The 13211-nt window shown below is 63.6% G+C and carries 8 protein-coding genes and 3 pseudogenes; 6 read left to right on the top strand and 5 right to left on the bottom strand.

The features are described from left to right. Window positions 1-78: 78 nt before the first annotated feature. Window positions 79-1095 carry an LLM class flavin-dependent oxidoreductase gene (locus tag ACFQS4_RS02060; RefSeq protein WP_497903272.1) on the bottom strand — a complete coding sequence of 339 codons (1017 nt, stop codon included), beginning with the start codon at window positions 1093-1095 and terminating at the stop codon, window positions 79-81. Between the two features lie 136 nt (window positions 1096-1231). Here ACFQS4_RS02060 and ACFQS4_RS02055 point away from each other — a divergent pair, with 136 nt between their 5' ends. The 3 genes and pseudogenes from ACFQS4_RS02055 to ACFQS4_RS02045 form a co-directional block, all read left to right on the top strand. Beyond that, the gene (locus ACFQS4_RS02055) at window positions 1232-3298 is read left to right on the top strand and encodes a hydantoinase/oxoprolinase family protein (RefSeq protein WP_497903271.1); all 2067 of its coding nucleotides are present in this window, start codon (window positions 1232-1234) and stop codon (window positions 3296-3298) included. Further along, window positions 3295-4824: pseudogene (locus ACFQS4_RS02050) on the top strand (hydantoinase B/oxoprolinase family protein); the annotation flags it as partial. The gene ACFQS4_RS02055 and the pseudogene ACFQS4_RS02050, both read left to right, overlap by 4 nt. Window positions 4825-5105: 281 nt before the next feature. After that, window positions 5106-6428: pseudogene (locus tag ACFQS4_RS02045) on the top strand (aspartate aminotransferase family protein); the annotation flags it as partial. Window positions 6429-6512: 84 nt separating this feature from the next. On the opposite strand, the gene ACFQS4_RS02040 reads toward ACFQS4_RS02045, so the two are convergent. The 3 genes and pseudogenes from ACFQS4_RS02040 to ACFQS4_RS02030 form a co-directional block, all read right to left on the bottom strand. Then, window positions 6513-6752 (bottom strand): EthD family reductase, encoded by a 240-nt coding sequence (locus ACFQS4_RS02040; RefSeq protein WP_497903270.1) that lies wholly within the window; start codon window positions 6750-6752, stop codon window positions 6513-6515. 117 nt (window positions 6753-6869) lie between these two features. Further along, on the bottom strand, window positions 6870-7277 hold the full coding sequence (locus tag ACFQS4_RS02035) for an acyl-CoA thioesterase (RefSeq protein WP_497903269.1): 408 nt from the start codon (window positions 7275-7277) through the stop codon (window positions 6870-6872). An 83-nt stretch (window positions 7278-7360) separates the two neighbouring features. Further along, window positions 7361-8478, bottom strand: a pseudogene (locus tag ACFQS4_RS02030) (CaiB/BaiF CoA transferase family protein). Between the two features lie 240 nt (window positions 8479-8718). On the opposite strand from ACFQS4_RS02030, the gene ACFQS4_RS02025 reads away from it, so the two are divergent. Continuing rightward, window positions 8719-9903, top strand: a complete 1185-nt coding sequence (locus ACFQS4_RS02025; RefSeq protein WP_497903268.1) for a CaiB/BaiF CoA transferase family protein — start codon at window positions 8719-8721, stop codon at window positions 9901-9903. Window positions 9904-9928: 25 nt separating this feature from the next. Here ACFQS4_RS02025 and ACFQS4_RS02020 read toward each other — a convergent pair whose 3' ends face one another. Further along, entirely contained in the window at window positions 9929-11680 is a 1752-nt protein-coding gene (locus ACFQS4_RS02020; protein ID WP_497903267.1) for a thiamine pyrophosphate-binding protein, read from the bottom strand. Window positions 11681-11811: 131 nt separating this feature from the next. Here ACFQS4_RS02020 and ACFQS4_RS02015 point away from each other — a divergent pair, with 131 nt between their 5' ends. Both ACFQS4_RS02015 and ACFQS4_RS02010 read left to right on the top strand, forming a co-directional pair. Continuing rightward, window positions 11812-12462, top strand: a complete 651-nt coding sequence (locus tag ACFQS4_RS02015) for a cyclase family protein (RefSeq protein ID WP_497903266.1) — start codon at window positions 11812-11814, stop codon at window positions 12460-12462. A 181-nt stretch (window positions 12463-12643) separates the two neighbouring features. After that, the gene (locus tag ACFQS4_RS02010; RefSeq protein ID WP_497903265.1) at window positions 12644-13186 is read left to right on the top strand and encodes a VOC family protein; all 543 of its coding nucleotides are present in this window, start codon (window positions 12644-12646) and stop codon (window positions 13184-13186) included. Window positions 13187-13211: the final 25 nt, after the last annotated feature.

The following is a 13211-nucleotide window of genomic DNA, read 5'->3' as shown; positions in this document are numbered from 1 at the left end:
CTGGCCCTCGAACCTGACGACCACGACCGTCCGAACCGGTCGTTGACGCAGCGAATCGGTCTATCGGCGATCAGTTGATCAGTCGATATGCTCCTCGAGTCGAGGGATGACTTCGTCGCGCAATCGATCCATCTGCGCGTGATCGTAGTTGAATGGGGTGAAAATGAACCGATCAACCCGGGGAAGTTCGGAGACATTCTTTGCGATCCTGTCGGCGACTTCCTCGGCGGATCCGATCGGATACGTCCGCTTTGCCTCCTGGTACGTTCCGTCGAACCAGCCGGAAACGGCCTCGTAGCACTCCTCACGTTCCGCGTCCTCGTCTTCCATCACGTACGGCCATACCGAGTAGATAATCTCGATCTCCTCGGGATCGCGATTGCTGTCGCGAGCGCCGTCCACAATCCGTTCCCAGGCTCGTCCCAATTTCTCGGCGTCGATCATCTCCTTTGCCTCGGTCGAGTACACGAGCGGTGCCCAGCCGTCGCCGAGACGGCCGATACGGCGGAGAACTCGATCGATTACCGGAGTGAACTCGTCGACCTCGGGACCGAACGAGCCGAACCAGATAGGCGGATGCGGATCCTGTACCGGTTTCGGGTCGATCGACACATCCTCGAACGACCAAATGTCGCCGTCATGATCGACGTGATCTTCCGTCCAGAGGCGTTTTAACACCTCAACCCCTTCCTCAAGCCGCTTCCCGCGTTCTCGACGAGGGACCCCAAGCGCTTCGAACTCGTGAGCGTTCCAGCCAGCACCGACGGCGAACACCAACCGACCGTTGGAGGCGATGTCCATCGCCGCGAACTGCTTCGCCACCTGGATCGGATTGCGATACGGCAGGATGTACACCAGCGGTCCCAGCTGGACGGAGTCGGTGTGCGCCGCGTACGTGGTCAGTGCTGTCGTCACCTCGTAGGCAGTCGTCTCGTAGATCGGCGGCACCTTCGAGAGCATCCGATCGACAGCGTGGACGGAGTCGAATCCCCGTTCTTCCGCGCGGACGACCCACTCGACGATCTCGTCAAACGATTCCTCGGCCGAGATCCAGTTGTGCGGACGAATGCCGTGTTTCGTACTGTCGTTACTCATGAACACACCGTCGTACTGCTAGTATTTATTACCACCTCCAACCTGATCCGATCGATCCACGGAGCAGTGTGCGCAATCGACGAGCTGGACGTGACTGAGGCGAAGAATTATTGAATCGACTGTCACAGTATGGGGCATGCCACACATAGGCGTAGACATCGGTGGGACGTTCACCGACACCGTACTCGTCGACGGGGACGCCGTTCACACGGTCAAAACGCCGACGACCGAGGACCTCGTCTGCGGGGTCGTCGCCGGCGTTGACGCGACGACGACCCGAGCCGGAATCGAACCCGAAACGATCGAGAGTTTCAATCATGGGAGCACCGTGGCGGTCAACACGCTCATCGAGGGAACCGGCGCGAAGACGGCTATCGTTACGTCCGACGGGTTTCGGGATGTCTTCGAGATCGGCGAAGCGTACCGGGACGCGTCGCTGCTGTACGACCCGCGCGGCGAGCACCACCCGCCGCTCGTCCGCAGGCGATTCCGGTTCGAAGTGACCGAGCGGACGGCTGCCGACGGCTCTATCGTGACGCCGCTCAACGAGGACGCGGTCGCGGACGTGGCAGCCGCGCTTCGCGAGCGCGACGTCGAGAGCGCGGCCGTCTGCTTCCTCCACGCGTACGCCAACCCGAAACACGAGCGACGCGCTCGCGAGATTCTGGCCGACCACGCGCCCGAGATAGACGTCAGTCTCTCCACGGACGTCTCCCCCGAGATACGGGAGTACACGAGGACCGCCACCACTGCCGCGGACGCCTACGTCAAGCCGGCCGTGAGTACGTACCTCTCGCGGCTCGTCGACGCGCTTGGGACGGCGGGCGTCGAGGGAACTATCAATATCATGAAGTCAGATGGCGGTCTCGCGCAGCCGACCGTTGCCTCGCGGCGACCGATCACGCAGGTCATCTCCGGTCCCGTCGCGGGCGTGAAAGCGTCCCAGTCCGTGGCCGCGACCGCCGATTTGGGCGACGTGATAACGTTCGACATGGGTGGCACGTCGGCCGACGTCGCCCTCATCAAGGACGGCGCTCCGGTCGAGGAATCACGCCGCATGGTGCGCGGTCTCAAGATCAACGGTCCGTTTGTGAACATCAACACCGTCGGCGCGGGCGGGGGATCGATCGCCTGGCTCAACGACGTCAACGCACTCAAGGTCGGACCACGGTCCGCGGGTGCGCGCCCGGGGCCGGCCTGCTACCGGCGGGGCGGCACCGAACCGACCGTCACCGACGCAAACCTCGTACTCGGCGTCCTCAACCCATCGAACTTCGCGGGCGGCGAGGTCGCCCTTGACGTGGACGCCGCGCGGGAGAGTCTGTCAACGGTCGCGGAGCAGCTGAGCATGAGCGTCAATGAGACGGCGGTCGCAGTTCGCGAGGTCATCGACAGCAAACTCGCGAGCGCGATCCGCGTCGTCACCGTCCAGGAGGGGAACGATCCGCGCGAATTCGCGCTCATGGCCTTCGGCGGTGCAGGCCCGGCCCACGCCTGCGACATCGCGACCGAGCTCGGTATCGACAGGGTAGTGTTCCCGTCGAACTCCGGACTGTTCTCCGCTACGGGGCTGCTCGAGTCGGACATTCGCCACGAGTACGTCCGATCGCTGGTGACAACGATCGAAGACGCCGATCCGGACGCCATCACGGACGCCGTGGAGCGCCTCCTCGAACGCGCGCGAGACGAACTTGACACCGAGGGCGTGCCCCCGGCGGGCCGATCGTTCGAACTGTCGTTCGACGTGATGTACGAGGGGCAGGCTCACTACCTGACGATCCCAGTGTCCTCAACGTCGGTCGACCGATCGGTGCTCGCCGAACTCGAGACGTCGTTTGAGCGCGCTCACGACGACCGCTACGGCTTCCGGGACGACGCCAATCCGATCGAACTCGTCAATCTCCGGCTAACCGCGGCCGGCGCAGTGGGGGCCTGTGCAGGCGCCAACCGCGATGCCGGGACCGGCGGCGACGCTAACGGGGGAGACGCGGCCGACGCACGACTGGGCGAGCGCGAGGTTCGCGTGGACGTCGACGAGACGGTCGACGCCCCCTTCTACGAGTGGGAGTCGCTCGGCACTGGCGCCTCGGTGTCCGGACCGGCGATCGTCGAAGCGCGGAACACGACTGCGTGGATCGCCCCGTCGTTCGATGCGACGGTCGACGACGATGGCCACCTCGTCGCCCGGAGGGCTGAGCGATGACCGACGTCGATCCGGTCACCGTCGAGGTCGTCCGGAATCAGCTGCTGGACGTTGCAAGGGAGATGCAGGCGACGGTGATGAACGCGGCATACTCTCCGCTCTGGCAGGAAGCCGGCGACCTCTCGTGTGCGCTGCTGGGTCCAAACCTGGAGATCGTCGGACAGGGCGAACGCGTCATCCCGTTGCACGTCGCCACGATGGTCGACTCGACGACCGCCGCAATCGAGCGCACCGGCGGTCTCGACTCCCTCCAAGAGGGGGACGTCCTCGTTCAGAACGACCCGTACTCCGGCAACAACCACCTCCCCGACTTCCTGCTGGCCGCTCCGGTGTTCGTCGACGATCTACTCATCGGCTTCTCGGCGGTTCGGGGACACTGGGTCGACGTCGGCGGCACCGCGCCGACGAGCTACGCGATCGACGCCGGCCACATAATCAAGGAAGGACTCAGAGTGCCCCCCGGAAAGCTGTACGCTGCCGGGGAGCGCAACGACGCGCTCTACGAGACGATACTCGCCAACGTCCGCGGACGTGACGAACGCGCGGGTGACATGAACGCCCAGTTGGCCGGCGTCCGTCGAGGCCGAAAGCGCCTTACCGAGATCGCCGAGACCCACGGCGTCGAGGCGACAATCGCCGCGATGGACCAGATTCTCGCGAACGAGGAGTCGCGGATGCGAAGCCGAATCGCCGACCTGCCGGACGGCAAGTACGCCGCGGAGGACTACATGGACGGCGACGGCGTCACCGACCGGCAACTTCCGATTCGCGCGACCCTGACTGTCGAAAGTGACGAACTGACGGTCGACTTCGCCGGCACGGCGGACCGGGTCGAGGGGGGGATTAACACCTCGATGTCGTGTACAAAGACGGCCACCTACTACGCGTTTAAGGTGACGCTCGATCCAGGAGCGCCCGGCACGACCGGGGCCTTTCGACCGATCGACGTCGTCGCCCCGTCCGGGTGTCTCGTCGACGCGAAGTATCCTGCGCCGGTTGTCGCCGGCAACCACGAAACGACGTACCGGATCTACGATGTCGTCGTCCGAGCGATTGCCGAGATTGATCCCGAACTCGCGTTCGGTGCCGGCGAGGGGAGCACCAACGTCCTCAATTACCAGGCCGTTGATGACGAGTCGCTCAACTACACCGTCATGGCTGGGGGGATGGGCGCGCTGCCCGATCGTGACGGGATTGACGCGATCCGCAACGGCGTCGGCAACACCGGTCTCCAGCCGATCGAACGGATCGAGCAGGACTACGAGTACGTGACCGTCGAGTCGCTCACCATCGCCGAGGACACGGGCGGCCCCGGACGGTACCGAGGCGGCTGTGCCGCACGTCGGGTCCTGCGCTTCGATCGAGAGACCGAGATCATTCTGGCCGCCGAGCGGGACACCACGCAACCGTACGGTCTCGACGGTGGGCGACCCGGTGCCGCCGCTGAGTACCGCCACGTCGACGTCGATGGCGTGGAACGGTTGATTCCGTCGAAGACGACGCTGACCGTCCGGCCGGGGAAAAGATCGTCATTCAACCCGCCGGCGGAGGCGGGTTCGGTGATCCAACCGAGCGCGACGCGGACGCGGTCCTCGCGGACGTTCTCGACGGCTACGTCGACGCGGACACCGCACGCGAGGCGTACGGCGTCGTCGTTGATCCCGACGCGAAAACCGTCGAAGCAATTGCGGCTGAACACGAAGACGCGGAGACCCCCGACGGTCGACGTGAAACTGCCGGATCGTCCGGTGACGAGTAAGCGACGGGTTCGGTCAACATTCTTTACCGGTGCGTACGAATCGCGACCATGGGAGACGCCGACGCGCTCAGACGCCTCCATCTCGCTCAGGAACCGCAAGTTGAAGACATACCGGGGCCGAACTCGAGGCGTCTCATCGAGCGCCAGCAACGGGTGGAGAGCGGTGCCGTGCTCTATCCGAACCGGGTGCCGATCGCCCTCGACGAGGCGAAGGGGGCGACGATTCGGGACGCTGACGGCAACGTCTTCCTAGACTTCTTCGCGGGTGTCGGGGTGGCGAACGTGGGCCACTCGAACCCGCGGGTCGTTGAGGCGGCGGCCGAACAGACCGAACGACTCGTGCACACGCTCGACTTTCCGACGGAGACGCGTCTGGCGTTCGTCGAGAAGCTGACGGCGATCGCGCCGGGGAATCTCCGCGACGACGGGACGGTGATGTTCGGTGGCCCGACCGGCAGCAACGCAGTTGAGGCGACGATCAAACTCGCGAAACACGCGACCGGGAATCGCGGGCTGTTGACGTTCACCGGGGACTTCCACGGTTCGACGTCGGGTGGGCTGAGCCTGTCGGCCAAGCGCAGCGCCAAGCGGGAGTACGCGCCGTTGCTGCCGGACGTCACGCACCTACCGCACCCGCGGACGCTGGCGATGGACGGGTCGATTGAGGACGCGGTCGACGCGTCGCTGGCCGCCGTCCGCGAGGCGATCGAGGACCCGTACGGCGGGATGGCCGATCCGGCGGGCATCTGGGTTGAACCGATACAGGGCGAGGGCGGCGTTCAGCCCGCCCCCGAGGGATTCCTCGACGGACTAGCCGAGATCGCCGCGGAGAACGACGTCCCGCTCGTCGTCGACGAGGTGCAGACCGGATTCGGTCGCACCGGAAAGTGGTTCGCCAGCGACTGGTACGACGTCTCTCCCGACGCGATGCCGGTGGCCAAGGCCGCCGGCGGGAGTCTGCCGCTCTCCGCGACCGTGTACGACGAGCGCATCGACACGGTGGAGCCGGGCGCCCACACCGGAACGTTCCGCGGCTACCTCCCTGCGATGGCCGCCGGACTCGCTGCGATCGAATTCGTCGAGGAGCACGACCTGCTCAGCCATGTCGTCCGGACCGGCGACCTAATCCGCAGTCGGCTGGCGGAGTGCGCGAGTGAGCACGACGCCGTCGTCGACGTCCGGGGGAAGGGGCTGTTCATCGGCGTCGAGTTCGCGGGCACGGGCGATCGAACCGCGGGAGAGGTCGTCCGCACGGTACAGACCGCCGCGCTGGAGCGCGGCGTTGTCATTTGGACCGCCGGTCGGCGTGGTGACGTCGTTCGCCTGTTGCCGCCGCTGGTCATCACCGAACAGCAGGCGGAGGTCGGCGTCGGCTCATCGTTGAGGCGATCGACGACGTGCTCGGCTGACCGGACTGGCTTACGGGACGCTCCCATTACTGCGGCGGGAGCCGACTCACTCGACGTGTACGATTTCTCCTCCGGCCACCCGAACGACCTCCGCGACGAAGTTGTCAAGGTCGTCGACGGTTCGCAGACCTACCTCCGAATCGAACGCCTCCGATACCGTCGTCTCGTCGTCGAACTCCAGTATCGCGACGCCGTCGTATCGGCTGTCTCCGGGGTCGTCCGGTACAATCGTCGCGTACCGTTGCAGGCCCGGTAATTGGCTGTCGAGCGGTACGTGTTCGTCCATCCAGTGTTCAACGAACTCCTCCTGAGTCAGATCGTCTTTTTTGACGAGTGAAACTGACGAGCGTTACCATGGCTCAAAGAAGTTCGATCTCTATAACTATAATTGTTCGTCGAAACGTTACTCGTCGAGGTCCTCGTGGGCCTCGATGCGTCGGCGCCATTCCTCGGGCAGCGGACGCGACGACCCGGTTTCTGGGTCGACCGCGACCTGTACCGTCTCGGCGGTTGCGGTGACGCCGTCTTCGTCCCTGATTTCGTATGCCATCGTCATACTCGACTCGCCGAGGTCATCGACGCGCATGGCGACGGTCACGTCTCCGCCGCCTTCGATTGGACGCCGATAGTCCATTGTCAGTGTTGCGAGGACCGTCGAAACCTCCTCGAGTCGTACGTCGAGGATGTCGGCGAAGTATTCCATCCGTGCGTGCTCGGTGTACGTGGCGAATACTGCGTTGTTGACCATCCCCATCGGGTCCATGTCGCGATACCGGACCGGGTGGCTGATTTCGTACGAATAATTACCCATACAGGCCGACTCGGACGGGATCGAAATAATCCTACCGCCTGTCCTAATGCTATCGACCGTCCGATTATCGTACGCTCGTCGAATCAGATCACGCCGTTCTCGGCGAGGGACTCGATTGTTTCCGGCGAGTAGCCGAGGTCCCGGAGGTACCGCTCCGTCGACGCGCCGATCGCCTCCGGCGCCGATGGGTCGTCGAGGTCGCCCGAGAACTGGACGGGGTACGCGACAGACGGTAACTCCTCTCCAGCACGGTCGCCTGGGAGCCACTGCAGCAGTTCACGGTGTTCAACGTGCGGGTCGTTCCACAGTTCGAGGGTGTCGTACACTGGCCCGACGGGGACGCCGTGGTCGCGGAGTCGTTCCACCCACTCCGTCGTGGACCGGCGTTCGAAGATCGGTTCGAGATGTTCGTACAGCGCATCCTGGCTGGCGCTCCGATCCGCGTTCGTCGCGAAGCGCGGATCATCGATCAATTCCTCGTGATCGATCGCCCGACAGAACCGCGGCCAGAGGCTTTCGGCGGCGACGCAGACGACCACGTGGGAGTCGGCCGTCTCGAACCGGCGATACGGCGCGAACTCCTCGTGGGCGGTTCCGGTGCGCGGATACGGTTCGTCCAAGACGACGCTCCTCGCCGCCCGCGGACCGAGCCAAGAGATCATCGCGTCGAGCATCGAGACCTCGATTCGTTCGCCGCCGACGTCGCCGACGTCGCGGGCGTACAGCGCCGCGAGGATCGACTGGACGGCGAACATCGCCGGAGCCACGTCGCCCATCGGAACGTTGCTCCGGACCGGCGGCCCATTCGGCTCCCCGGTGACGCTCATCGCACCGCCCATCGCCTGGACGACCATGTCGAACGCGGGCGTGTCGGCGTACGGTGAATCCTCGCCGAAGCCAGTGATCGTACAGTAGACGACGTCGTCGTTGACGTCGTGAACCGAGTCGTAGTCGATCCCGAAGTGCTCGGTGACGCCGGGTTTGAAGTTCTCCAGGACGATGTCGACTTCAGCGGCCAGTTCGAGGAAGATATTGCTTCCCTCGTCAGTCGCGAGATCGAGCGTGAGACACTGCTTGTTCCGGTTGAGCGAGGCGAAGTACGCGCTCTCGCCGTCGACAAACGGACCGAACTCCTGGTCAACTCGCCACGGCCGGGCTGTTCGACCTTGACCACTTCCGCGCCGAGGTCGCCGAGGTACATCGACGCGAGCGGACCGGCGATCATCCGGGTCGCGTCCAGCACGCGGACACCCTCGAGGAACGTCATGCACCGACGTATCGATTCCAGCCACATAGCGTTTTGTGCCGCGTACCGGATCGGATTCGACGCGCTGCTGGTTTAGCGTCGAATCCGCGATTCGCGATATCTACCGATCGGCAGACGCGTCGGGATCGTCACCGGCGCTAAGGTTTTAAATACTACTGCTCTAATTGATCTGCCATGCGCCCGCTCAAGGACCTCGTCGTCCTCGATTCTACGCAGGCCCTATTTGGGCCACTGGCGACGCAAATCCTCGGTGACCTAGGAGCTGAAGTGATCAAAATCGAGCGACCGTCGACCGGCGATCTGACCAGGAACTTCGCGACGCGGTATGGAGACTACTCTGCGTACTTCACGAGCCTTAACCGAAACAAGAAGAGCATCACGCTCAATATGACGACGGAGCGCGGACAGTCGGTGCTCCACGAACTCGCCGCCGATGCGGACGTGTTCGTCCACAACTTCAGTCCCGGAAAGGCGGAGACGTTCGACGCGAAATACGAGACTCTCGCGGCGGAAAACGAGGAACTGATCTACTGTTCGCTCTCGGGCTACGGCGAAGACAGTCCGTACGCTGATCGGAAGCTGTTCGACATCATCGCACAAGGGGAGTCTGGGCTGATGAGTGTCACCGGAACCGAAGACGGCGAACCGGTTCGCATCGGGGTCTCGATCGCCGACATCTCCGGGGCAATGACCGCCACCTACGCCATCCTGACGGCACTGTACCACCGGGAACGGACCGGTGAAGGGCAGTATATCGACATCGCCCTCTTCGACACCGCCTTCTCCTATATGCTCTACCACGTGACGAACTACTTCGCGACGGGGGAGACGCCAGGGATGCTGGGAACGAAGCACCCGAACCTCGCCCCGTATCAGGCCGTCGAGACGGCCGACGACTACCTCGTAGTCGGCGTCGTCAGCGAGAGCCTCTGGCCGAAGTTCTGCCGGGCGGTCGATCGCGAGGAGTGGATCGATCACTCACAGTTCGGCACGTTCGGCGGCCGGACCGAGAACCGGGAGGCGTTCGATCGAGAACTCGAGGCGCTGTTCGCCGAGCGACCGGCCGAGGAGTGGATCGATCGACTCCAGGACGCCGGTGTCCCGTGTACGCCCGTCAACGACGTCGAGGACGTGGTGAACGATCCCCACGTCGACGCGCGCAACATGATCGAGGAGATAGAACACCCCGACGGCGATCGGCTCAAGCTGCCGGGTATCCCAGTAAAGTTCTCGGATCTGGAGGTCGACGTTCGCCTCCCGCCGCCGAAACTCGGCGAACACACGACGGAGGTGCTTGGCGATCGACTCGGATACGACGAGGAGGATCTCGACGAGCTGGCCAAGCGAGATATCATATAGTCGACGCCGGTCGAAACGGGGGGGGTCACAGGTAGTCGGCCGACTCCGTCCAGGATGTCGGATAGTTGTGCTCGAGACCGGGCGTGAAGTACGTCGGGACGTCGCGGTCGATCACAGCGTCAACCAGGAACGGCACGTCGGAGTCGAGACCCTCGCGGACGGCGCTGGCGACTTCCTCCGAGCGTTCAACCCGGCGCCCCGCTGCGCCGCAGGACTCGGCGAAGGCGACCCAGTCCGGGTTGTAGAGATCGTCCTCGTTCCCGAACGATCCCCATTCGTGGGCCTCGCCCCAGATGTTGCGCTGGCCCTTCCGCTCGATGTTGGGGCCGTAGTTGTTCAAAAGTACCCACGTTACCGGGATGTCGTGTTCGACAGCGAGGGGGATCACACTCATATTCTGTGTAAGCGCGCCGTCGCCGACGAGACAGACTGCCTCACGGTCTGGCGCGGCGAGCTTTCCGCCGAGCACCGCTCCTGCACCCCACCCCATTTGGAGCATTCCACCGTTGAAGAAGTACGTGTCTTCTTCGTAGACGCGGGCGAACGGCTCAGCGTACTGGATCACGTCGCCGACGTCAACGAACAAAAGGTCGTCGTCCGCCATCGTCTCCTTCGTGTCGTGTACCAGCCGGTGGGGGTGGACTGGCGATCCCTCGTGACTCGTCGTCTCGGCGACCCAGCCGTCCCAATCGGCCTTCCAGGTGGCCGTTTGTTCGCGCCAGTCGTCCGTCCCGACCGTCTTGACCCCGTCGGCGGCGAGTCGATCACGGAACTGTTCCGCGAATGAGGTGGCGTCACTGACGATGCCGACCTCAACCGGGACGCTTTTGCCGATTTCGTTCGAGTCGATATCCGCGTGAATCACCTTCGTTGGTGGGACGTTGTACACCGCGCCCTTCTCGTATCCCATCGTGTTCCCGTCCGAGAACCGGCAGCCGATCGCGAGGATGACGTCGGTGTCGCGCGTCGCCTGGAGCGAACACTCCCAGCCGGACCGGCCGACCGGGCCAAGACAGAGGTCGTGGTCCTCGGGGAACGCCCCCTTCCCCATGTGGGTGGTCACGAACGGAATCTCGAACGCCTCGACGAGATCTATAAACTCGTTGGTACCGCCGGAGAGCCTGACACCGCCGCCCGCGATCGCGAGCGGCCGATCGGCCTCGGCGAGGACGTCGGCCGCCTTCGAGAGCGACTCCGCTGCCGGCTCTGGACGGGAGTCGGCCCGGGAGTCCGCGGGGTCCGGCACGTTGACCTCGACCTCGGTGTTCTGGACGTCGTAGGGAAGCACGATAGCTGTCGGACCGGGCCGCCCCTCGAGGGCGGTCTTGAACGCCCGATCGAGGAAGTCCACTGCCGTATCGGGCCGGTAGCCGTTCCAGGTCCGCTTCGTCACCTCCTCATACACGTCAAGCAATCCTTCCTGATTGTGGTAATCGAGCGCCTCGAAGGCCAGCTTTCCTTTGTGCTGGGTCGACACGCCGCCGCTGACGACAACGGTTGCGGTTGAGTCGTGTATGAGGTTCGCGACGCCCGGGAGGGCGTTCAACGCGCCGGGTCCCTTCGTGACGACCACTGGTGCGATCTTCCCGGAGACGCGGAAGTAGCCGTCGGCCATGTGCGCGGCCTGAGCTTCGTGTTTCACCTGGATTCCCTCCGCCGAACAGTCGCGAAGGCCGTCGAGGAGAGGCCAGACCGATCCGCCGTGGTACCCGAAGTAGTACTCAACGCCGCGTCGTTCGAAGTACTCGCTCACCTGATCTGCAACTCGCTGTGTCATGAGGACTCGTACGACAATCGCTCTCATACACCATAACTTCGTGGGACTAACCAGCACCGTCGCAGGCCTGGTTCGCCGTCGGCAGGTCCGGATAGACGACTTTTATGTCGCTGACCTTCCTCTATCCTGGTATGTGGTACGATCTCACACAGCCGTTTCACGGCGAGATGCCCCACTCGGCGATGCTCCCCGAACCGGAATTCGAGACGGTGTTCGACGTTAAGAAGGACGGTATCAACGTCCAGTGTTACTGCGCGCCGACCCACGTCGGCACGCACGTTGACGCGCCGTTGCACTTCGATCCAGACGGACGGACGATCGACGAATTACCGATCGAACGATTCCACGGAGAGGGGGTCGTCCTCGACGTGCGACAAGACGAAGCCCGCGAAATCCAGCTCGAGGAGTTGCAAGCCGCCGAGGGCGAGGTTCAGGCGGGCGACACCGTCGTCCTCTACACTGGCTGGTATCACAAGTACGGCGACGACGACTACGATCCCTACCCATGGCTCGCACCCGAGGTCGCCGACTGGCTGCTCGAAAAGGAAGCGGGGATGCTTTGTGTCGACACGGTCAGTCCGGACATCTCCTACTCGATCCGGCCTGACGACTGGGACGAATACCCGATCCACAAACCCCTTCTACAAAACGATGTCCTCATCGCTGAACACCTAACGAACCTCGAACCACTGCTTGGCGAACGGATCGAGATCCGAGCGTATCCATCGAAGATCAGGGGCGGCGATGGTGCCCCAGCGCGAATCGTCGCTCGGCCGATCTGACACCCGATTGAGCTGGCTCCCTAACCGACCTGACGCCGCCCAGGTGTACGGCGGAAGGCACGCCTCGTCCGCAGGAAACGAGAACGGCAGACAACCAGTGAAGATGGATCACTCGACGACCCGTAGATTCGGTCCGTTGACCGGCACAATTCTTATAGCCGTCTGACCGAATTGCCACCGCATGGACCGGATCACCGGTCTGGATCACGTCGGTATCGCTGTCCGTGATCTGGACGAAGCCGTCGAAACGTTCGGGAAACTCCTTGGTGAGGACGCCGAGTCCCACCGCATCGATCCTGGCTATGAGTACGACGAAGACGGAAATCTCGTCGAGGAGATGCGCTTCGCGTATCTCGAAACCGGAAACGGCGTGCAGATCGAACTCCTGGAACCGGGCGAGGTCGGCTCCGGAGCGATTGGCAGCTACATCCAGAAGTTCGGCGAAGGACTCCATCACATCAGTTTCTGGATCTCACCGAAGAGCGAGTTCGGCGAACTGTTCGCGACCCTCTCTGAACTCGGATTCACGACCGTCGGCGATCGACCCTGGCGATCCGATCCCGAGGCCGATCGCGACAACGTCTACACGTACATCCACCCCAGTTCCGCTCACGGGACGCTCATCGAACTCATCACACCGTTCACATTCGAGGACGGTGAGATGAAAAGCGCTGACACCGCCGAGGAAGCCGACCCCGGTCCCTGGACGGACTCAGACGAGTAGGCGTTCGATCTTCCCCGGGAGGTGC

This window comes from Saliphagus sp. GCM10025317 (assembly GCF_042663665.1).
GTDB lineage: Archaea > Halobacteriota > Halobacteria > Halobacteriales > Natrialbaceae > Natronosalvus.
The sequence above is the reverse complement of the archived record's forward strand: the minus strand, read 5'-3'. Positions and strand labels throughout refer to the sequence as shown.

Coding starts and splice junctions, on each gene's coding strand:
- ACFQS4_RS02060 (WP_497903272.1), bottom strand. CDS start 1,095: ATGAGTAACGACAGTACGAAACACGGCATTCGTCCGCACAACTGGATC.
- ACFQS4_RS02055 (WP_497903271.1), top strand. CDS start 1,232: ATGCCACACATAGGCGTAGACATCGGTGGGACGTTCACCGACACCGTA.
- ACFQS4_RS02040 (WP_497903270.1), bottom strand. CDS start 6,752: ATGGACGAACACGTACCGCTCGACAGCCAATTACCGGGCCTGCAACGG.
- ACFQS4_RS02035 (WP_497903269.1), bottom strand. CDS start 7,277: ATGGGTAATTATTCGTACGAAATCAGCCACCCGGTCCGGTATCGCGAC.
- ACFQS4_RS02025 (WP_497903268.1), top strand. CDS start 8,719: ATGCGCCCGCTCAAGGACCTCGTCGTCCTCGATTCTACGCAGGCCCTA.
- ACFQS4_RS02020 (WP_497903267.1), bottom strand. CDS start 11,680: ATGACACAGCGAGTTGCAGATCAGGTGAGCGAGTACTTCGAACGACGC.
- ACFQS4_RS02015 (WP_497903266.1), top strand. CDS start 11,812: ATGTGGTACGATCTCACACAGCCGTTTCACGGCGAGATGCCCCACTCG.
- ACFQS4_RS02010 (WP_497903265.1), top strand. CDS start 12,644: ATGGACCGGATCACCGGTCTGGATCACGTCGGTATCGCTGTCCGTGAT.